Annotated in this window: 18 protein-coding genes and 2 pseudogenes; 12 read left to right on the plus strand and 8 right to left on the minus strand. The window is 72.7% G+C overall.

What is annotated here, in order from left to right; all coding sequences use genetic code 11:
* Positions 1-28: 28 nt before the first annotated feature.
* The 3 genes from AC067A_RS24565 to AC067A_RS24575 all read right to left on the minus strand — a co-directional run bounded on the left by AC067A_RS24565 (position 29) and on the right by AC067A_RS24575 (position 1,316).
* Positions 29-655, minus strand: a complete 627-nt coding sequence (locus tag AC067A_RS24565) for a LysE family transporter (protein ID WP_479244634.1) — start codon at positions 653-655, stop codon at positions 29-31.
* Positions 655-963, minus strand: a complete 309-nt coding sequence (locus AC067A_RS24570) for a DUF2087 domain-containing protein (RefSeq protein WP_479244635.1) — start codon at positions 961-963, stop codon at positions 655-657. The genes AC067A_RS24565 and AC067A_RS24570 overlap by 1 nt, the downstream gene beginning before the upstream one ends.
* A gap of 110 nt (positions 964-1,073) precedes the next feature.
* Complete coding sequence (locus AC067A_RS24575) at positions 1,074-1,316, minus strand: hypothetical protein (RefSeq protein ID WP_479244636.1); 243 nt, start codon at positions 1,314-1,316, stop codon at positions 1,074-1,076.
* A gap of 1,464 nt (positions 1,317-2,780) precedes the next feature.
* Here AC067A_RS24575 and AC067A_RS24580 point away from each other — a divergent pair.
* From AC067A_RS24580 to AC067A_RS24590, 3 genes are all read left to right on the plus strand, one after another.
* Entirely contained in the window at positions 2,781-3,530 is a 750-nt protein-coding gene (locus AC067A_RS24580; protein WP_479244637.1) for a DUF4232 domain-containing protein, read from the plus strand.
* 127 nt (positions 3,531-3,657) lie between these two features.
* Complete coding sequence (locus AC067A_RS24585) at positions 3,658-4,230, plus strand: trypco2 family protein (RefSeq protein ID WP_479244638.1); 573 nt, start codon at positions 3,658-3,660, stop codon at positions 4,228-4,230.
* Position 4,231: 1 nt separating this feature from the next.
* Positions 4,232-7,138 (plus strand): tetratricopeptide repeat protein, encoded by a 2,907-nt coding sequence (locus AC067A_RS24590; protein ID WP_479244639.1) that lies wholly within the window; start codon positions 4,232-4,234, stop codon positions 7,136-7,138.
* Between the two features lie 238 nt (positions 7,139-7,376).
* Here the strand turns inward: AC067A_RS24590 and AC067A_RS24595 are convergent.
* Positions 7,377-7,571: pseudogene (locus AC067A_RS24595) on the minus strand (MFS transporter); the annotation flags it as partial.
* 209 nt (positions 7,572-7,780) lie between these two features.
* Between AC067A_RS24595 and AC067A_RS24600 the strand changes: the two are divergent.
* The 5 genes from AC067A_RS24600 (at position 7,781) to cpt (ending at position 12,994) form a co-directional block, all read left to right on the plus strand.
* Entirely contained in the window at positions 7,781-8,452 is a 672-nt protein-coding gene (locus tag AC067A_RS24600) for an HD domain-containing protein (protein WP_479244640.1), read from the plus strand.
* A gap of 184 nt (positions 8,453-8,636) precedes the next feature.
* A complete protein-coding gene (locus AC067A_RS24605) occupies positions 8,637-10,718 on the plus strand; it encodes a LamG-like jellyroll fold domain-containing protein (RefSeq protein ID WP_479244641.1) in 2,082 nt (693 codons plus the stop codon).
* Positions 10,719-10,880: 162 nt separating this feature from the next.
* Positions 10,881-12,083: a Cmx/CmrA family chloramphenicol efflux MFS transporter gene (locus tag AC067A_RS24610; RefSeq protein WP_479244765.1), complete on the plus strand. Its 1,203-nt coding sequence runs from the start codon at positions 10,881-10,883 to the stop codon at positions 12,081-12,083.
* 29 nt (positions 12,084-12,112) lie between these two features.
* The gene (locus AC067A_RS24615) at positions 12,113-12,418 is read left to right on the plus strand and encodes a putative quinol monooxygenase (protein WP_479244642.1); all 306 of its coding nucleotides are present in this window, start codon (positions 12,113-12,115) and stop codon (positions 12,416-12,418) included.
* Positions 12,419-12,472: 54 nt separating this feature from the next.
* The gene (gene cpt, locus AC067A_RS24620) at positions 12,473-12,994 is read left to right on the plus strand and encodes a chloramphenicol phosphotransferase CPT (RefSeq protein WP_479244766.1); all 522 of its coding nucleotides are present in this window, start codon (positions 12,473-12,475) and stop codon (positions 12,992-12,994) included.
* An 82-nt stretch (positions 12,995-13,076) separates the two neighbouring features.
* Here the strand turns inward: cpt and AC067A_RS24625 are convergent, their stop codons facing one another.
* Entirely contained in the window at positions 13,077-13,346 is a 270-nt protein-coding gene (locus AC067A_RS24625) for a GntR family transcriptional regulator (protein WP_479244643.1), read from the minus strand.
* Positions 13,347-13,495: 149 nt separating this feature from the next.
* On the opposite strand from AC067A_RS24625, the gene AC067A_RS24630 reads away from it, so the two are divergent.
* Positions 13,496-13,882 carry a hypothetical protein gene (locus AC067A_RS24630; protein WP_479244644.1) on the plus strand — a complete coding sequence of 129 codons (387 nt, stop codon included), beginning with the start codon at positions 13,496-13,498 and terminating at the stop codon, positions 13,880-13,882.
* A 225-nt stretch (positions 13,883-14,107) separates the two neighbouring features.
* On the opposite strand, the gene AC067A_RS24635 is transcribed toward AC067A_RS24630, so the two are convergent.
* Together AC067A_RS24635 and AC067A_RS24640 are read right to left on the minus strand one after the other, a co-directional pair.
* Positions 14,108-14,380 carry a DUF4031 domain-containing protein gene (locus AC067A_RS24635; RefSeq protein ID WP_479244645.1) on the minus strand — a complete coding sequence of 91 codons (273 nt, stop codon included), beginning with the start codon at positions 14,378-14,380 and terminating at the stop codon, positions 14,108-14,110.
* A 22-nt stretch (positions 14,381-14,402) separates the two neighbouring features.
* Positions 14,403-14,759: a hypothetical protein gene (locus tag AC067A_RS24640; protein WP_479244646.1), complete on the minus strand. Its 357-nt coding sequence runs from the start codon at positions 14,757-14,759 to the stop codon at positions 14,403-14,405.
* A 113-nt stretch (positions 14,760-14,872) separates the two neighbouring features.
* Here AC067A_RS24640 and AC067A_RS24645 point away from each other — a divergent pair, with 113 nt between their 5' ends.
* The 3 genes and pseudogenes from AC067A_RS24645 (at position 14,873) to AC067A_RS24655 (ending at position 18,379) form a co-directional block, all read left to right on the plus strand.
* Positions 14,873-15,799, plus strand: a complete 927-nt coding sequence (locus AC067A_RS24645; RefSeq protein ID WP_479244647.1) for a MurR/RpiR family transcriptional regulator — start codon at positions 14,873-14,875, stop codon at positions 15,797-15,799.
* Positions 15,800-15,873: 74 nt separating this feature from the next.
* On the plus strand, positions 15,874-16,821 hold the full coding sequence (gene murQ, locus AC067A_RS24650; RefSeq protein WP_479244648.1) for an N-acetylmuramic acid 6-phosphate etherase: 948 nt from the start codon (positions 15,874-15,876) through the stop codon (positions 16,819-16,821).
* A gap of 59 nt (positions 16,822-16,880) precedes the next feature.
* A pseudogene (locus AC067A_RS24655) lies at positions 16,881-18,379 on the plus strand (PTS transporter subunit EIIC).
* Positions 18,380-18,493: 114 nt separating this feature from the next.
* Here AC067A_RS24655 and AC067A_RS24660 read toward each other — a convergent pair.
* A complete protein-coding gene (locus AC067A_RS24660) occupies positions 18,494-19,015 on the minus strand; it encodes an SUKH-4 family immunity protein (RefSeq protein WP_479244649.1) in 522 nt (173 codons plus the stop codon).
* Positions 19,016-19,020: the final 5 nt, after the last annotated feature.

A 19,020-nucleotide genomic window follows, 5' to 3' on the forward strand; every position in this document is an offset into this window, starting at 1 on the left:
CAGCGAAGCCTCTTGCCCGGCCCGGGGGTCACACCACGAGGCCCACCGCCAGCGCCGCGATGAGCGCGCTCGACGCCAGGGCGGTCGTGAGGCGGCCTCGCGGGCCGGTCAGGACCCGGCCGAGGAGGGTGCCGCCCGTGGAGAGCAGCAGTTGCCAGCTGGCCGAGGCGACGAGTGCGGCGAGGACGAAGACGGTGCCTTCGGTGACGGTCGACGCGGCCGAGGGGCCGCGGGCGAGGATCAGGGCGGCGAAGTAGATCACCGTCATCGGGTTGAGGATCGTGATGCCGAGGAAGGCGAGGAAGGCCCGGACCGGGGTGAGCGGGGCGCCCGTCCCGTCCCGCGTGGGCGCCGAGCGCGCCCGGTAGGCCCGTACGGCCGTCCACGTCGCCCGCGCCGCGAGCCCCACGAGCACCACGGCCGAGATCCACCGCAGCGGGGTCGTCACGGGAGCGATCACCGGGACGAGCGCCGCCCCGCCGAGCACGGCGAGCAGCGCGTACACGCCGTCCGCCGCCGCGATGCCCAGGGCCGCGCCCGCACCCGTACGCCACGGGGAGCGGGCCGCGACCGCCACCAGGTGGGCGCCGACGGCGCCGACCGGGATCGCGATGCCGTAGCCGGCCAACAGCCCGGCCACGACCGTCCCGCCCATCACGCGACGGCGGGGATCGCGCCTCCGGGGGTGCCGGGCTGCTGCTGTCGGCGGTAGTCCGCCCCGTCCTTCGTACGGGTCAGGAACCCGCCGATCACCAGGTATCGGCGCAGGGCCGGGAAGTCCTCGTGCACGGCGCTCAGGGCCTCGTTGACCTCGGGCTCGCGGTAGGTCCGGTCCGCCTCGAACAGGGTCGCGGCGAGGTGCGCGAGCAGCGCCTCGCGGCGTGCGGGCTTGCGCGGGATCGCCTTGAGGCGCCCGTCGGCGGAGAACAGGTCCGCGACGGGGCGGGAAGGATGACTGGTCATGCCCGAGAGGGTGGCTCCCGACGCCCCCGCCCCGCAAAGCATTTTCGGCGACCTTCGGCAGCCTTCGGGCCCGGAGGCCGTTCAGCCGCCCCCGCCCCGCACGACCACGTTCACCGCCTGCTGCACGCTCGGAACGGCCTCCCGGGCCCCGCCTCCTCGAAGAACGGCATCGCCTTCTGCGCGAAGGCCTCGAAGTGCTCCTCCGTCTCGAAGAAGTCCACGATCCGCCATCTCCCGGAACCGTCCGGCCCCGACGCGTGCGCGAGGAACCCCTCCGGCGGAAACCACTCCGCGCCCTGGATCAGCGCCGTCATCCTCTCGCACTGCTCCTGGTTCCCGCCGGGGATCTCCACGTCACGGGACCTCCACCGATGCCGTACGCCGCCTCGGGCATCCCGTCGGCGCGCCAGACGAGCGGAAGCGAAAGGTCGCTCACTCGTACGGGCGACGATCACCGATCGTGTCGGCGTCGACACCCTGAGTGGGATACGTTCACGCGAAATGGCCCCCGGCGATGCTTGGAACATCAGCCGGGGGCCTCGACCACCGATGGAAACAGGGATCCACCGTGATCTACCGGCACTTTAGCTCTCCCTCGCGTGCCTTCACTCAGCTCTCGCACGACATCATTCGGCACCCCCGGCTGAGCTCCGACGCCGTGCGGCTTCTGACCTGGCAGCTTTCCCTTCCGCGGGGCGCCCGCGAGTCGTTGTCCCGTACCGCGGAACGTGCCCGAATCGGTGCATGCGCGTTCACCCGTGCGAAGCGGCAGTTGAAGGACGAGGGGTTCGTGCACGAGCGCCGGGTACAGGGGGAAGGCGGACGCTGGGTGACACAACAGCTGGTCTCCAGCACCCCGTTGAGCCCCGCCGAGGCGGTGAAGCTCCTCGCGGGGACACCACTGCCCGTCTGCTCGGACCTCGTATCGCCGCAGGTCGTACCGGGTCCTCGGAAACCGGGTGCCGGTGAGCCGGTCGTCGGTGAGCCGGGGACCCCGCCGACCGACGGTCATCCAGAGAAAGACCTGGGGGAAGACACCTCCTACCTTCCGGGCGGGGTGGGAGGTGGAGGGGCGGCCGGGGTGGCCGAGGCGGCCGAGGTGGCCGAGGCGGCGGAAGCGACCGAGGCGGCCGAGGTGGCCGAGGCAACGAGGGTGGCCGGGGCGGCCGGGGCGGCGGAAGCGACCGGGGCTACCGGGACCACCTCGCCCGGGACCGAGGGTCCTCACCTGGAAGCCGCCCGCGCGCTGGTCGGCGTACTGCACCTCCTCTCCCCCGCGCTGAGGGCCATCCCGCCCGGCATGCGGGAGGAGCTCGCGCGGCTGGCGGAGCGGTGGTTGGAGGCGGGGTACTCGTCGGGGGAGGTGCACGAGCACGTGCTGCGGGGGATGCCGGGCGCCGGGACGCCCGTACACCGGCCCGGGGGGCTGGTGAGGTTCCTGCTGAGGGAGGTGCCGCCGAGGGTTCTGGCGCCCGCGCACGCACCCGGGCCCGTACCCGCATCCGGGCCCGCACCCGAGTCCGAGCCCGAGCCCGAGGCCGTGGGGGCCGCGACGGCCGGGCCGGGTGGGCAACGGCTGTCGGCGCGGCTGGAGGGGGCGCGGGAGTGCGAGGGGGGTGGGCACACACAGCCGATGCTGTTCCGGGGGGCCGAGGGGGAGACGCTGTGCGGGGAATGCAGGCGGAACGGACTCCTCCCTGTACCTCCTCGGTAACAGAAGCGCCCCACAGGCTTCTTGGGATCCGGTGGCGAGCAGACTCTGCTCGCCAAGGACAGTGCGGAAGCGGCCACGTACGGCCGAACACGGGGGATACATCATGAGGACTTCGGTCAGTCTGCCCACACGCAGGAGCTCCAGGGGCCGACGGCGGTACGCCGCCGGGGCCGCCGTCGTCGCGGCGCTGCTGACGTCGACGGCGTGCCAGGGGTCGGAGGACGGCTCGGACCAGGGGAAGGGCTCGGGCGGGCCGAGCGCGACGAGCTCGTCGACGCCGGGCGCCACGGCGTCGGCGACGCCGAGCCGGACCGCCTCGCCGAGCGCGGGCACGCCGACCGAGACCGCGCCGCCGAAGCCCGGCGCGACGACGGACGGCAACGGAAACGGTGGCGGCCGCACCGCCATCCCCACCTGCACGCAGGAACAACTCGCCGTCTCCTCCGAACTGGAGCCCCCGGACAGCAAGGAGCCGAGGCACCTCCTCCTCACCGTCCAGAACGTCAGCGAGAAGAAGTGCAACCTCTTCCGCTACCCCCACGTACGGATCGGCGCCGACTCCCAGGCCGACACCCCCGTCCTCAAGGACACCGACCCCGACCCGGGCAAGCCCGTCACCCTCGACCCCGGCCGCGAGGGCTACGCCGCCCTGCTCGTCGCCGGCGGCGCCCGCGACGAGTACGAGGCCACCGGCATCACCCTCACCCTCCAGGGCGCCAAGGCCGGCACCCACGCGGGCTCCCCCATCGACGTCCCCCTGCCCGTCGCCAAGCTCTACGCCGACGACGGCCAGCTCGTCACCTACTGGACGACCGCCTCCGGCTTCGCCCTCCGCGCCATCATGTCCAAGTAACCCTCGCCTCCCCCTCCCCGCCCCCGCCCACCGCCCACCGCCCGCGAACACCTGCGGCCAGGTGGGCGGTTGGGAGAAACTTCCGAGTGGGGCGCCCACACCGGCCACCCCCGGACGAAGGGAACCCATGGGCAACGGAATCTCGCTGGCCGAAGCACTCCGAGAGCTGCGACAGGAGCTGTACGCGGCCCAGGCCGACGGGGCCCACCAACAGTTCCGGTTCGAGGTCGAACAGGCCGAACTCACCCTCGAAGTCGAGTTCCGCCGCGACGGCAACGGCAAGGTCAAAGTCGACGTCGGCGCCCTCGGCGCCAAGATCGGCGGCGAGGCCGGCGGCGGCCTCGGCAGCACCCACCGCCAGACCCTGACCCTCACCTTCCAGGTGCGCGACGAGGCCACGGGCGGGGAGAGGGCACGGATCCGGCGCCAGGCGGGAGGCCTCGGGCCCCGCCCGAACGGCGGGGCCGGCGGCGCCGGTGGGGCCGGTGGGGCAAACAACGCGGGGAACCCCGCGGAGGACGAGGAGGAAGAGGGCTCGGAGGACGGCGCCGAAGAGGGCTCGGGCACGAACCCGGAGAGCGGCGGCCCGGCCAACGGCTCGGGCACGAACCAGGCGGCCAACGGCTCGGGGGACGATCCGTCTTCTCCGTCCGGCACCTCCGGCGAGGGAGCCCGGCGCCGGCCGTGGGACGAGGACTGAGGTGGATCCCCAACGGCTGGTGTGGGTCCGCACCGGAGACCCGGACGGCTCCGGCTCCGGCTACCTCGTGGGCCCCCGGCTCGTCCTGACCGCCCTGCACGTCGTACGGGAGGACGGCCACTGGGCCGGCCGCGTACAAGTGCGGGTGGGACACCCCCACTTCGGACAGCTCCTCGAACGCCGGGCCGAGGTCTGCTGGCCCGACCCCCGGTCCGGCGTCCCGCCCGAGGACGCCCTGGACATCGCCCTCCTCTGGCTCGACGAGCCCGTCGCGGCCGGCGAGGGACCGGTCCGGTGGGGGCGGCCCGGCGGGACGGCCCGCATCCCGTTCACCGGGGCGGGCCTCCCCGCCTTCGCGGCGGACGAGGGCAGCGACGCCCAGTTCGAGGACCTGCACGGCGAACTGTCGGTCGTGTCGACGTCGTTGCCCGGATGGGTCCTCGACTGTCCGGTGTGGCCGGCGGCGAGGAGTCTCGACGGACCTCCCGCTCACGGCGGCGGCGGTGGCCCCGCAGGCCCCGGCCGTCCGGCAGCCGGACCCACCCGCCCCGGCCGTCCGGCCGCCGGAGCCCCCCGCCCCGACCAGGGCGGCGAACGGCCCTGGGCCGGCGCCTCCGGCTCGGCGATCTTCTGCCACGGCCGGATCGTCGGCGTCGCGGTCGAGGACAACCGCACCATGGACTGGCGCCGCCTCCACGCCGCCCCCGTCCACGAGGCCCTCGGCCTGCCCGGCTTCGCCTCCCTCGTCGCCCGGCACGGACACCCCGGCACCACGGCCGTACCGGAGGACGTCACCGCCGAGAGCGGCACCACGCCACCGGCCGACGATCACGTGCCGTGGCCCGTGGAGGTGGGCCCGGTACCGGCCCTGGCCTCCGCCTTCCAGCCGCGCGGCGGCCTCCGCGACCGGATCGACGCGGCCCGGTCCGACGGCGGAACCGTGGTCCTCACCCAGGTCCTCTCCGGCGGCGGCGGATTCGGCAAGACACAGCTCGCCGCCGCCTGCGCCACCGACGCCCTCGCCCAAGGCGTCGACCTGGTCGTCTGGGCCTCCGCCACCGAGGTCCAGCAGGTCATCACCCAGTACGCCCAGGCCGCCGCCGACATCCGCCTCCCCGGCACCACCGGCCAAGACCCCGAGGCCGACGCCCGCACCCTGCTCCGCTGGCTCGCCACCACCTCCCGACGCTGGCTGATCGTCCTCGACGACATCGCCCACCCCACCGACCTCACCCCCTGGTGGCCCGCCAGCCGAACCGGCACGGGCTGGGTCCTGGCCACGACCCGACTGAACGACGCCCGTCTCACCGGCGGCCGCCGCACCCGCGTCGACATCGACGTCTACTCCCCCGAGGAAGCCGACGCGTACCTCCGCGAACGTCTCGACGGCGACGGCGTGGGCCATCTCGTCGACGACCGCGCCCCCGCCCTCGCCGACGCCTTGGGCCACCTCCCCCTGGCACTGGGCCTGGCCGCCGCGCACATGATCAACGAGGACCTGACCTGCACGGCGTACCTGCGACGCTTCAGCGACCGCCGGACCCGCTTGGAGGAGGCCCTGCCGGAGACGGCGGACACGGAGGGATACGGGCGTCGGATCACGGTCGCGCTCCTTCTGTCCCTCGACGCCGCCCGGGCCGCCGACACCTCCGGCCTGGCCGTCCACGCCCTGCACCTGGTGGCGCTCCTGGACCCCGCCGGCCACCCCCACACCCTGTGGGCCGCCCCACCCCTGCTCGACCACCTCACCCGGTACGAGCCCGAGGTCACCCCCGACCTCACCCACTCCGTGCTACGCCTGCTGCACCGCTATGCGCTGATCACCTGCGAAACCCGCGCCGAACCCCGCGCGGTGCGCATCCACGCCCTCACGGCGCGCGCGGTCCGCGAGAACCTGCCCGAGTCCGACCTTCCCCGTCTCGTCGGCGCGGCTGCTGACGCGATCCTCCGGATCTGGCCCGATGTCGACCAGCCCCACCCGGAGCTGGCCGCCGCGCTACGCGCCAACTCGGACGCTCTCGCCCACCACGCGGAGCAACACCTCTGGCACCCCAAGGCACATGCTGTCCTGTATCGCGTCGGCAACAGCCTCCTCGACGCGGGCTTGGCCGCCACCGCCACCGCCCACTGGCAGGGCATGGTCGGCACTGCCGTACGGGTGCTGGGTTCCGACCACCCCGACACCCTCGCCACCCGCAGCAACGTCGCTCTGGCCTACCAGCAAGAACGGCGCACCGACGAAGCCATCGCCCTCGCGGAGGAGGTACTGGCCGACTACGAGCGCGTGTTCGGCGTCGACCACCCCGACGCCCTCACTCCCCGCGCCAACCTCGCGGGTTTCTACTGGGAGGCGGGGCGCACCGACGACGCCATCGCCATCGAAGAGCAGGTACTGGCCGACTACGAGCGCGTGTTCGGCGACGACCACCCGGGCACCCTGATCGCCCGGGTCAACCTGGCCGCCTCCTACACGCAGGCGGGGCGCACGGGGGAAGGCATCGCCATCGAAGAGCGGGTGCTGGCCGACTACGAGCGCTTGCTCGGTGCCGACCATCCCGACACCCTTACGGTCCGCGCCAACCTCGCTATCTCCTACGGGGAGGCAGGGCGGACCGACGAGGCCGTCGCCATCGAGGAGGTGGTGGTGGCCGCCCGTGAGCGGGTGCTGGGTGAGGACCACCCGGACACCCTCACGGCCCGTGCCCACCTCGCGTCCTCCTACTGGGAGTCAGGGCGGATCGACGAGGCCGTCACCATCGAACAGCGCGTGGTCGCCGCCCGTGAACGCGTGCTCGGTCAAGACCACCCCGACACCCTCACCTCGCGCAGCAACCTGGCCTTCGCCCAGCAGTACCTGAAGGACAACGGCGAACGGCCTGCGGACCCGCCCGGTACCGGCTCCTCCTGACCCGCCCGCGAGGGGCCAGTCGTCCCGTTCGGCGACGTCGGCGGCGTTAGCTTCGGGCTTCGGGCTTCGGCTTTCGGGCGTCAGGCTTCGGGCGTCAGGCTTCGGGCGTCAGGCGTCGGGCGTCAGGCAGCCCCTTCGGGGCGGGTCAGGCAGAGGCCCTCTCGCTCTGCGGGGCGGGCGCGGGTGCGGCCTCGGTGGCGACGGCCTTGTCGCTCTTCATGACGAGGAGGGTGACGACACCGCCGAGCAGCAGGCCGCCGAAGACGATCACGTAGGCATTGAAGACCCCCTGGAGCTCGCCCTGCGTGAAGCCCAGGTCCTTCTGCACCTCGGGGAGCGCCACCCCGATGATCAACGTGTCCATGATGACCATGAACTGGGCGGCCGCGAGCACGACAAGTGCCCACCAGCGCCGGGGATTGACGGCTGACATTGCCCTGACCCTTCGCGCGCCTCGACCCCCGACAGGAACCAGGGGATACCTCTAGGGGGTATTTGTGCGGAGCACCGTAACATACCCATGCGGGGTATGTAAGAGTGAGGTGCGGGCGGCAGCGCGAGCCCCGGGGAGGCGGGCTTTCCGGGTCCGGCGCGCAGATCGGGACCGCCCCCTCCAGGCACCCCGGCGGGCAGAATGCCCCCATGACCGCAGACCAGGAACCCGCCCTCCTCCGGCGCTGGACCAGCACCCTGCTCGCCGCCCGCGCCGGCCGCGAGGGCCCCGACCCCGACCCGTACGGCCGGAACCTCCTGGCCCGCTGGGCCGAGCCACAGCGCCGCTACCACACGGTCGACCACCTCCGCGCCGTCCTCGACCGCATCGACGAACTCACCGACCAGGGCGGCGAAGGCGGCGAGCTGGAGCTCGTACGACTCGCCGCCTGGTTCCACGACGCCGTCTACCGGCCCGACCGCTCCGAGAACGAGGAACGCTCCGCGACCCTCGCCGAAAAGGCCCTCACCGAGGCCGGACTCACCCCGCACGAGGTCACCGAGGTCGCCCGCCTCGTCCGGCTCACCACGACGCACGACCCCGACCCCGGCGACCTCAACGGGGAGACCCTCTGCGACGCCGACCTCGCGATCCTGGCGACCGACCCCGACACGTACCGGGAGTACACGACAGCCGTCCGCGCGGAATACGCCTTCGTCCCCGACGACGCCTTCCGCGAAGGCCGCGCCTCCGTCCTCCGCCACCTCCTCTCCCTCCCCCGCCTCTTCCGCACCCCGTACGGCGCGGCCGTCTGGGAGGAGAAGGCGAGGGAGAACGTGGAGCGCGAACTCGCGGAGCTGACGGACTCGAACGAGCCCTAGGGCCCGGCGGAGGCGCTCCCCACAGGGTCGACGAAAAGGCACTCCGTCGATGTCGTAGGCCCCTGTTAGCCTCCGGCGGTCGTGATCCACGGATCACGCGTTCGACCAGGGGAGGGAACCTTTGTTCAACCAGTTGAGAAACACGGCGAGAACTCTGGCGGCCGGGTGTTGCGCGGCCGCCGTCGTGACAGCTCTGCCGGGCACGGCGCACGCCGCGGAGAACCTGCCGCCGAAACAGCCTGTCGTCCAGGACCTGCAGACGAACTTCAAGGCGTGCGCCACCGGTGACGCGCCCACCTACGTCGCGGCCGTGCCGGTGGTGACCGCCGTGCTGTACGACCCGGAGGAGGACAACCAGCCCGCCGAAGCCAACATGGTCGGCGGCGAGTTCGAGGCCTGGTGGACGGACGCGTCCGGAGCCGAGCAGCGCCGTACGTACGCCTCCTCCTACCAGCAGCCCTCCGGCATCGCACAGCGCTGGCAGCTCCCGTCCGACGTACCGGCGGACACCCTCGTCTCGTGGCACGTCCGCGCCACCGACGGCACCGCCACCTCCGCGTGGAGCTCCGAGGGCACGGGGGCGGCCTGCCGGTTCGTGGTCGACCGCGTGAGCCCGGACAAGCCGGTCGTCGCCTCGGCGGAGTACCCCGCAGAGCAGTGGCGGGACGGCGTCGGCGTCTACGGCTCCTTCACCGTGGACTCCCCGTCTCCCGACGTCGTCGCGTACGAGTACGACTTCATGGGCGGCCCCCGTGGGACCGCTCGCCCCGCCGAGCCGGGCGGGGCCGCCACCATCCGCTTCCTGCCCCAGCGGACCGGCCCCACCTACCTGAGCGTCCGGGCCGTCGACCGGGCGGGCCGGAGCAGCGCGACCGCCACGCACTTCTTCTACGTGAACCCGGGCCGCGCCCCCATCGCCCACTGGCGGCTGGCCGACGCCGCCGGATCCACGAGCGCCGCCGCGGAGACGGGCCCCGCCGCCCGGGCCGGCGGCGGGGTGACCTTCGGCGGCCCGGCGCCCACCGGCACCGACCTCACGGCCACAGCCGCGCTCGACGGCGGCAGCGGGGGCTTCCTCACCACCGACGCCCCGGCCGCCGACCTCCGCAAGACCTTCGCAGTCAGCGCCTGGGTCCGCCCGACCCGCACCGACCGCACCATGGCGGTGGCGAGCCAGGACACCGCGGACGGAGCCGGCTTCACCCTCGGCCTCCGCGCCGAGGACTCCGGCACCACCTGGTCCTTCGCCCTTGGCAACGCCCGGGTGTCGGGGGGACTCCCCGAGACCGGTGAGTGGGCCCATCTGCTGGGGCTCCACGACGCCGAGACCGGCCGTGCCCGGCTGTACGTCAACGGGCACGAGGTGGGCACCCCGGCCCAGGCCGCGCCCGCCGTGGCGAGCGGCGCCTTCCAGATCGGCCGCGCCCGCCACGGGGCCGGCTACGGCCACCGCTGGCAGGGCGACCTCGGCGACGTCCGGGTCCACGACAGGGTCGTCGTCGCCGAGGAGGCGGCCTGGCTCGCCCACCGGCAGCCACAGCGGCTCGGCCACTGGTCCCTGGAGAACGCGACGGACGGCACCAGCCCCGAGCGGAACGGCGGCGCGCCGCTCCGGCTCGCCCCGGGGGCGACGATCCACCGCGGTCCCGACAACTCCTGCATCCCCGACCTCGACCCCGACTGCCCGGTCGTCCCGTACGCCCTCGACGGTGACGGCCACCTGACCCTCGACGGCGCGAGCGGCCACGCCGTGGCCGACGGGACCGTCATGGACACCTCGGACAGCTTCACGCTCGGCGTGGTCGTCCGGCTCGCGGACAGCGAGCCGGCCCGCCCGATGACCGTCCTCTCCCTGCCCGGGCAGCACACCGACGCCTTCAAGGTGCGCTACGAGCCGACGGCACACTCCTGGCAGCTCGTCGTGCCGGAGCGCGACGAGGCGGGCGCACCCGAGCGGGTCGTCTCCCAGATCGTCCCGGCGGACGGCGGCGAGGGCCAGGGACACCGGCTGGCCGTCGTCTACGACGACGGGAGCGACACGATCAAGCTGTACGTCGACGGCTACACCAACGCCGGCGCGACCGCGGACCTCCCGCGGACCTGGCGCGCCACCGGCCCGCTCCAGATCGGGCGCGGCCTCACCGCCGAGGGCCCCGGCGAGTACCTGCGCGGCGACGTGGACGAGGTCCAGGCGTACGCCGGCGCCCTGCGCGACCGGGACATCCCCGCACTCGGCAATGGCGGGGGCGAACCCTGCCTCTGCTGACGGTGAAGGACGGGGCCGCCCGAGATCGGGCGGCCCCGTCCGCATGACGAGACGGCCCGCAGAGCCGGAATGACAGGCACAAATCGAGGGTTGACGCATGTCATGCCGTCTCCCTCTGCCGAGCCCACCCGCCCCGCCGCCGACACCCCGCCCGCCGCCCGCATGCCGCTGGCCGTCCACATCCTGGGGCTGTCGGTCTTCGCGCTCGGCACGAGCGAGTTCATGCTGTCCGGACTGCTGCCGCCCATCGCGGAGGACATGGGCGTGTCCATCCCGAGCGCCGGGCTCCTGATATCCGCCTTCGCGATCGGCATGGTCGTCGGCGCGCCCCTGCTCGCCGTCGCCACGCTCCGGCTCCCCCGCAAGACCACCCTGGTCGCCCTCATCACGGTCTTCGGCCTCGGCCAGGTCGCGGGCGCCCTCGCCCCGAACTACGCCGTGCTCTTCGCGTCCAGGATCGTGAGCGCGCTGGCCTGCGCGGGGTTCTGGGCGGTCGGCGCGGCCGTCGCCATCGCGATGGTGCCGGTCGGCGCGCGGGCCCGGGCCATGGCCGTCATGATCGGCGGCCTCTCCATCGCGAACGTCCTCGGCGTCCCCGCCGGCGCGTTCCTCGGTGAGCACCTCGGCTGGAGGTCGGCGTTCTGGGCGGTCGGCGCGGCCTCCGCGATCGCGCTCGTCGGCGTGGTGACCCGCATCCCGCACATCCCGCTGCCCGCGACGAAGCCCCGCCTCAAGCGCGAGCTGACCATCTACCGCGACCGCCAGGTCCTCCTCTCGGTCGCCGTCACCGCCCTCGCCGCCGGCGGCGTCTTCTGCGCCTTCTCCTACCTGGCCCCGCTCCTCACCGACGTCTCCGGCCTCGACGAGGGCTGGGTCTCGGCCGTCCTCGGGCTCTTCGGCATCGGCGCCGTCGTCGGTACGACGATCGGTGGCCGCGTCGCCGACGCCCACCTCTTCGGCGTGATGCTCAGCGGCATCGCCGCCTCCACCGTCTTCCTCACGGCCCTGGCCCTCTTCGCCTCCAGCCCGGCCGCCACGATCGTGCTGACCTTCCTCCTCGGCGTGTCCACCTTCTACACGGCCCCGGCCCTCAACGCCCGCATGTTCAACGTCGCCGGCGCCGCCCCCACCCTCGCCGGTGCCACCACCACCGCCGCCTTCAACCTCGGCAACACCGGCGGCCCCTGGCTCGGCGGCACCGTCATCGACGCCGGCCTCGGTTTCGCCTCCACCGCCTGGGCCGGCGCCGCCATGACCACCCTCGGCCTCGCGACGGCCGCCCTCGCGCTCAAGCTCCACAAGTCGCCGTCCCGCGTGGTGGCTTCCGGCGCCCCGGCGAAGCAGAAGGCCGTATCGTCCCGCTGACATCGCGTACGCACCCACGGGGGGAATCCGTGACCACCAGCAGCACCGCCGTCACCGTCATCGCACGACTCCGGGCCGCGCCGGGCCGGGAGGCCGCCGTCCGCCGCCAGGCCCTCTCGCTCGTCGCCCCGACCCTCGCCGAACCCGGGTGCCTCTCGTACCGCCCGTACGAGGACCCGCTGGAGCCCGGTTCCTGGATCGTCGTCGAGGAGTGGACCGACCGCGCCGCCTTCGACGCCCACCTCCGCAGCCCCCACCTGGCGGCGGCGATGGCCGCCGGACCGGAGCTGCTCAGCGGCCCACCGCAGGAGACGGTGCTCGTACGGGCCGACTGAAAACCCGCTGCGGAACCGCCCGGGGTTCCGTACGGTGACACCGTGACGATGCGAATGATCATCCTCAACGGCGCCTCCAGCTCGGGGAAGTCCGGCATCGTGCGGTGCCTGCAGTCCTTACTGCCCGACCCCTGGATGACGTTCGGATGCGATTCGTTCGTCGACGCCCTGCCCAAGAAGATGTGGTCCTCGGAGGGCGGGATCGTCTTCGGCGACGACGGCGGCGTCACCGTCGGCGAGGACTTCCGGCAGCTGGAGGCCGCCTGGGCGGAAGGCATCGCCACGATGGCCCGGGCCGGCGCCAGGATCGTCATCGACGACGTCTTCCTCGGCGGCGCCGCCTCCCAGCAGCGCTGGCGCACCGTCCTCGGCGACCTCCCCGTCCTCTGGGTCGGCGTCCGCTGCGACCCCGCCACCGCCGCCGGCCGCGAGATCGCCCGCGGCGACCGCACCCCCGGCATGGCCGCCCAGCAGGCCCTCGTCGTCCACGAAGGCGTCACCTACGACCTGGAGATCGACACCACCCACACCGAATCCCTCGCCTGCGCCCACACCATCGCGGCCCGCCTCGGCTGACCGGGCACTACCGAGGGGCGCGGGGCGTCAGTCGGCGTGGAGGGTCAGGCCGCGTGGAGGGTCAGGCCGCGTGGACGTCCCATCAATCGGCGGACTCGTCGCCCGTGGAAGTAGCGGCGGACGGCAGCGGGTCGGCGACGAACGTGCCCAGGCCGACTTCGCCCCGCGTCCACCCTTGTTCCCGTACATGCCGCATGGCCTTCGCCGCCGTCGCGTTCACCACGCCGAACTCCTGGGCGATCTCCAGCGTGGACGGCACACGGCTCCCCGGAGGGTAGGTCCCGCCCTCGATGCGCCGGATGATCTCCGCGGCGATCTGCCTCCACAGGGGGCGGGTGCGATCAAGATCCATGAAGCCAGCGTGGGTGACCACAGCTTTCCGCGCATCCGTAGATAACCGTGGATAACTGCGGATACAGTGACGCCGGACACAGAAGCGCCCCCAGGGCGGCCGGGCAAGGGCCGCTCCCCAGGGGCTGACCGAAGAACGGAGCTTCGGATATGCAAGACCCTATCGCCGCGCTGCTCGCGTGGCTGCTGGGCGTACTCGCGCCCGGTTGCGGGCAGCGTCGGGCAGGCACGCCACCCTCCTTCCCGGCCTACGCCCGAGGGGTGGAAGAGTCCCGCCCCACTGCCGCCCCCGCCCGGCGGTTGCCGCGCGAGCGGATCGGTTCCCCCCAGGGGAGCACGACACGTCCCAGGTCCCCGTACGGCCTCGCCGAGACGTTCGCCGGGGAGGACACGGCCCTCATCCGCCCCTACCTGATCGCGTGCGAGCGCCAAGAGGAGCGCGCACGCCAGCGGTGGCGGTGCGTCAGCCTCGTACTGGCGGCGGACTTCGGCATCGACCTGGACACCCGGGACGTGCACGCGGCGGGGGTGGCGTGATGAGCGAGCCGACCCCTGGCGGGCCGCCGCGAAAGCCCGTCCGCATGTGCGTGCGCTGCGCCGTCGTCACGGACGCGCCCGTGCTCGTCTCCGAGGTGCACCAGAACTCCGGGCCCGGGTTCAACGTGTACGCGTGCCCGGAGTGCGCGCCGCACTTCCCGCCAATGCCCGATGTGCTTGACCTCCTCCAAGGAGGCAGCGGTCACGCGTCGTAGCGCGGCAGGTCTACCCCTGCGCCGGTCGACTCTTCGGCCGGCGCAGGCCCGCGTCCGTGAGGCGGCGGAGCAGCTCCTTCGACCCGACCTCCACGGCGCCGCCCGCCACCGCGTCCGCGTAGCGGTCGGAGGGGATGTCGTAGTGGTCGCGCTCGAAGGCGCGGGGAGGGGCGCCGATGGACGCGGCGAAGGCGTGGAGCTCGTCGAAGGAGACGTCGCTGACGAGGTGGGACCACATGCGGCCATGACCCGGCCAGGTCGGCGGGTCGATGTAGAGGGTCACGCGGCGGCCTCCGTCGTGCGGTTCACTTCAGGGCCCCCACCGGCGCGACGACGACGCCCTGCTTGCCGCAGACCCAGTGCGGGTCGGGGCCGAGCTCGGGTTCGACGTCGAGGGCGTGGGGGTCGCCGGAGGAACAGACGGGACAGAGGGGCCAGCGTCCGTAGCGTTCGAGGAGCGCGTCCTGGACGTCCTGCGCGACGAGACCGGCGACGTACGTGAGGCCCTCGGGCCACTGCTCGACCCACCAGCGGCGGTGGGTCACCGAGTCCTCCACCATCGACACGACCTCGGCGGCAGCCACCTTCCGGGCCGCCAGGTCAGCCAGTACCAGCGCGCGGGCGGCGTGCAGCGCCTGCTCCACGGGGTCGATGTCGTCCATGCACTCATTGTCACCCGGAGTGCCGGAAAGGACGAAGGTCCCGTCCGTTTCCGGGACCCCTGCGGGACCGACGGGGTCTTGTCGGCCCACCCGGCCGAAAGTATCTTTCAGATGTGACCAATGACGTGAAGGAAAGTTTCACCAGCGACGCGCCCCCCTCGCCCCCCGCCCCCGCCGCGCTCGCCGCCAAGGTGCGGACCCTCGCCCCCTCCATGACCCGCTCCATGCAGCGGGTCGCCGAAGCCGTCGCCGGCGACCCGGCCGGCTGCGCCGCCCTCACGGTCACCGGCCTCGCCGAACTCACCGGCACCAGCGAGGCGACCGTCGTCCGCACCGCCCGCCTCCTCGGCTACCCCGGCTACCGCGACCTGCGCCTCGCCCTCGCCGGCCTCGCCGCCCAGCAGCAGTCCGGCCGCGCGCCCGCCGTCACCGCCGACATCGCCGTCGACGACCCGATCGCCGACGTCGTCGCCAAGCTCGCCCACGACGAACAGCAGACCCTCGCCGACACCGCCGCCGGACTCGACACCGTCCAGCTCGGCGCCGCCGTCGCCGCCCTCTCCACCGCCCGCCGCGTCGACATCTACGGCGTCGGCGCCTCCGGCCTCGTCGCCCAGGACCTCGCGCAGAAACTCCTCCGCATCGGCCTCATCGCACACGCCCACAGCGACCCGCACCTCGCCGTCACCAACGCCGTCCAGCTCCGCTCCGGCGACGTCGCCATCGCCATCACCCACTCCGGCTCCACCGGCGACGTCATAGAACCCCTCCGAGCGGCCTTCGACCACGGCGCGACGACCGTCGCGATCACCGGCCGCCCGGACGGGCCCGTCACCCAGTACGCCGACCACGTCCTCACCACCTCCACCGCCCGCGAGAGCGAACTGCGCCCCGCGGCCATGTCGTCCCGCACCAGCCAACTCCTGGTCGTGGACTGCCTGTTCACCTGCGTCACCCAGCGCACGTACGAGACGGCGGCCCCTGCCCTCGCCGCCTCGTACGAAGCCCTCGCCCACCGCCACTCGCCCCGGAACCGCTGAAGCCCCCGTCAGCCGAGCGTCACACGTCGACGCGGACGCCGCCGACGACGTCCACGCACCGAAAGAGCCCGCACATGTCCACTTCCGCGTACTCCGAACTCCGCGCCCAGCTCGCCACCCTCACCACCGAGGCGTTCCGGCCCGAGCTCGCCGAGATCGACCAGCTCCCGACCCTGGACATCGCCCGGACCATGAACGGCGAGGACCAGACCGTCCCCGCCGCCGTCGCCCGCCGGCTCCCCGCCATCGCCGCCGCGATCGACGCCACCGCCGAACGGATGGCACGCGGGGGACGGCTGATCTACATGGGCGCCGGCACGGCCGGCCGCCTCGGCGTCCTCGACGCCAGCGAATGCCCGCCCACCTTCAACACCGACCCCGCCCAGGTCGTCGGCCTCATCGCGGGCGGCCCCTCCGCCATGATCAAGGCCGTCGAGGGCGCCGAGGACTCCAAGGAACTCGCCGTCCAGGACCTCACCGCACTCGGCCTCACCGCCGACGACACCGTGGTCGGCATCTCCGCCTCCGGCCGCACCCCGTACGCCATCGGCGCCGTCGAACACGCCCGCACCCTCGGCGCGCTCACCATCGGCCTCTCCTGCAACGCCGACAGCGCGCTCGCCGCCGCCGCCGAACACGGCATCGAAGTCGTCCCCGGCCCCGAGCTCCTCACCGGCTCCACCCGCCTCAAGGCCGGCACCGCCCAGAAGCTCGTCCTCAACATGATCTCGACCATCACCATGATCCGCCTCGGCAAGACCTACGGAAACCTCATGGTCGACGTCCGCGCCTCCAACGAGAAGCTCCAGGCCCGCTCCCGGCGCATCGTCGCCCTCGCCACCGGCGCCCCCGACGAACAGATCGAGACGGCCCTCGCCGCCGCCGACGGCGAGGTCAAGAACGCCATCCTCATGCTCCTCGCCGACATCGACGCCCCGACGGCCGCCCGGCGGCTCACCGACTCACAGGGCCACCTGCGGGCAGCGCTGCACGCGACCGAGCCGACCGAGCCGACCGCGTAACCCGTGTATCCCCCACAGCAAGCCCCCAGCACGGCCCCTCACAGCAGGGCCCCCGCACCATGAGCTCAGACGACAAGAACCGCGCCATCGCCGCCGCGATCCTCCCCCTCGTCGGCGGCGCCGGGAACATCAGCACCGTGGCCCACTGCATGCCCCGCCTCCAGCTCGGTCTGCGGGACCGCTCACTCGTCCAGGACGAGGCCCTCAAGGCCCTGCCGTCCGTGATGGGCGTGGTGGAGGACGACACGTACCAGATCGTCCTCGGTCCCGGCACCGTCGCCCGCGTGACGCCGGAGATCGAGGCCCTGGTGGCGGCGGCAGCGCAACCCACTCACTCGGCGGAGGACCTCGCGGCGCAGGGCGCGGCCTGGAGGCGGCGCAGAAGGCGAAGAACGCCACCCCCTTCAAGCTCTTCCTCCGCCGGATCGCGAACATCTTCGTCCCGCTGATCCCCGCCCTCATCGGCTGCGGCATCATCGCCGGCCTCAACGGCCTCCTGATCAACCTCGGCTGGCTGCCCGGCGTCACCCCCGCCCTCGCCGCCATCGCCAGCGGCTTCATGGCGCTCATCGCGGTCTTCGTCGGCTACAACACGGCGAAGGAGTTCGGCGGTACGGCGATCCTCGGCGGCGCGGTCGCCTCCATCATCGTCTTCGCGGGCGTCGCCAAGATCGACGTCTTCGGCCAGACGCTCTCCCCCGGCCAGGGCGGCGTCCTCGGCGCGCTGGGGGCTGCGGTCCTCGCGGTGTACGTAGAGAAGTGGTGCCGCCGCCGGGTCCCCGAGTCCCTCGACGTCCTGGTCACCCCGACCCTGACGGTCCTGATCCCGGGCCTCGTCACCGTCTTCGGCCTCATGTTCGTCGCAGGCGAGATCTCCCGGGCCATCGGCGACTTCGCCAACTGGCTCCTCGCGAACGCGGGCGCCGGCGCGGGCCTCGTCCTCGGCGGCCTCTTCCTCCCGCTCGTGATGCTGGGCCTCCACCAGGCCCTCATCCCCATCCACACCACCCTCATCGAGCAGCAGGGCCACACCGTCCTCCTCCCCATCCTCGCGATGGCGGGCGCGGGCCAGGTCGGCGCGGCGGTGGCCGTCTACCTGAAGCTCCCCCGCAACGGCTCCCTCCGCCGCACCATCAAGTCCGCCCTCCCCGCCGGCTTCCTCGGCGTCGGCGAACCCCTCATCTACGGCGTCTCCCTCCCCCTCGGCCGCCCCTTCGTGACCGCCTGCGTCGGCGGCGCGGCCGGCGGCGCCTTCATCGGCCTCTTCTCCATGCTCGGCACCACCGTCGGCTCCACCGCCATCGGCCCCTCCGGCCGGGCCCTCTTCCCCCTCCTCAACGGCAACCACGGCCTCGGCGAAACGATCGCCATCTACGCGGGCGGCCTGCTGGTCGGTTACCTCGTCGGCTTCGTGGCGACCTACTTCTGTGGCTTCAGCCAGGAGCTCCTGGAGGAGTTCGACGTGGACACCGACCCTGGGGAGCTCCCGGCGTCGGCAGACTCCCCCACCTCGCCCGCCAGAGAACCGGACCGGCCTTCGCAACCGGCCAAGGTCTAACCCATCGCCGCTCCCGCCCCAAGCGGCTGAAACCCAAAGGACCGCGTCACGTCGGCGACGACGTGACGCGGTCCGTTTCAGGCCCCCCGCTCTGAACTTATGCGCCTAGACGAGCTATTCGCTAGACGACCCTTCAGGGAGGCCCGGGTAGTCCCCAACCCCCAGATCGTCCAAGAAGGCGCTCCAGAACCCGTCTGGGGATTCCGTGGACAGTTCGTCGATCCCAGTGAGGACCTCTCGAACTCTCGCTTCAGCTTCTTCAGCGATGTCAAGGTCCCGATCTTCTCCATAGAACGGGATCATCGACTGGACCGCATTCAAGCAGTCCCGGAAGCATCGAAGATCCCTGTTGATCAGGAGCGGGGCAAGCGGGTACCACTCCGCAAGAGTGACCACGTTACCTGTGACGAGGTCCAGGCAGATTTCCTCGCCCTCTCGCGAATACCCGACAACCAATCCGTCGAACTGGTAACTCAAGCCGGGGGTGGTCGGCGCATGCAGGGATTCGGCTGCCCTGAAGATGGTCCAGAGCCTCCCGGGAAGCCCGGTCCGCTCCAGTATGTCGATGAGTTCGTCACCGGCTCCACTTGGAACCTGCCCTGGATACGAGACGAAACCTTCAACTGGAGCAGACACGGACT

This window comes from Streptomyces sp. NPDC043176, from assembly GCF_056436715.1.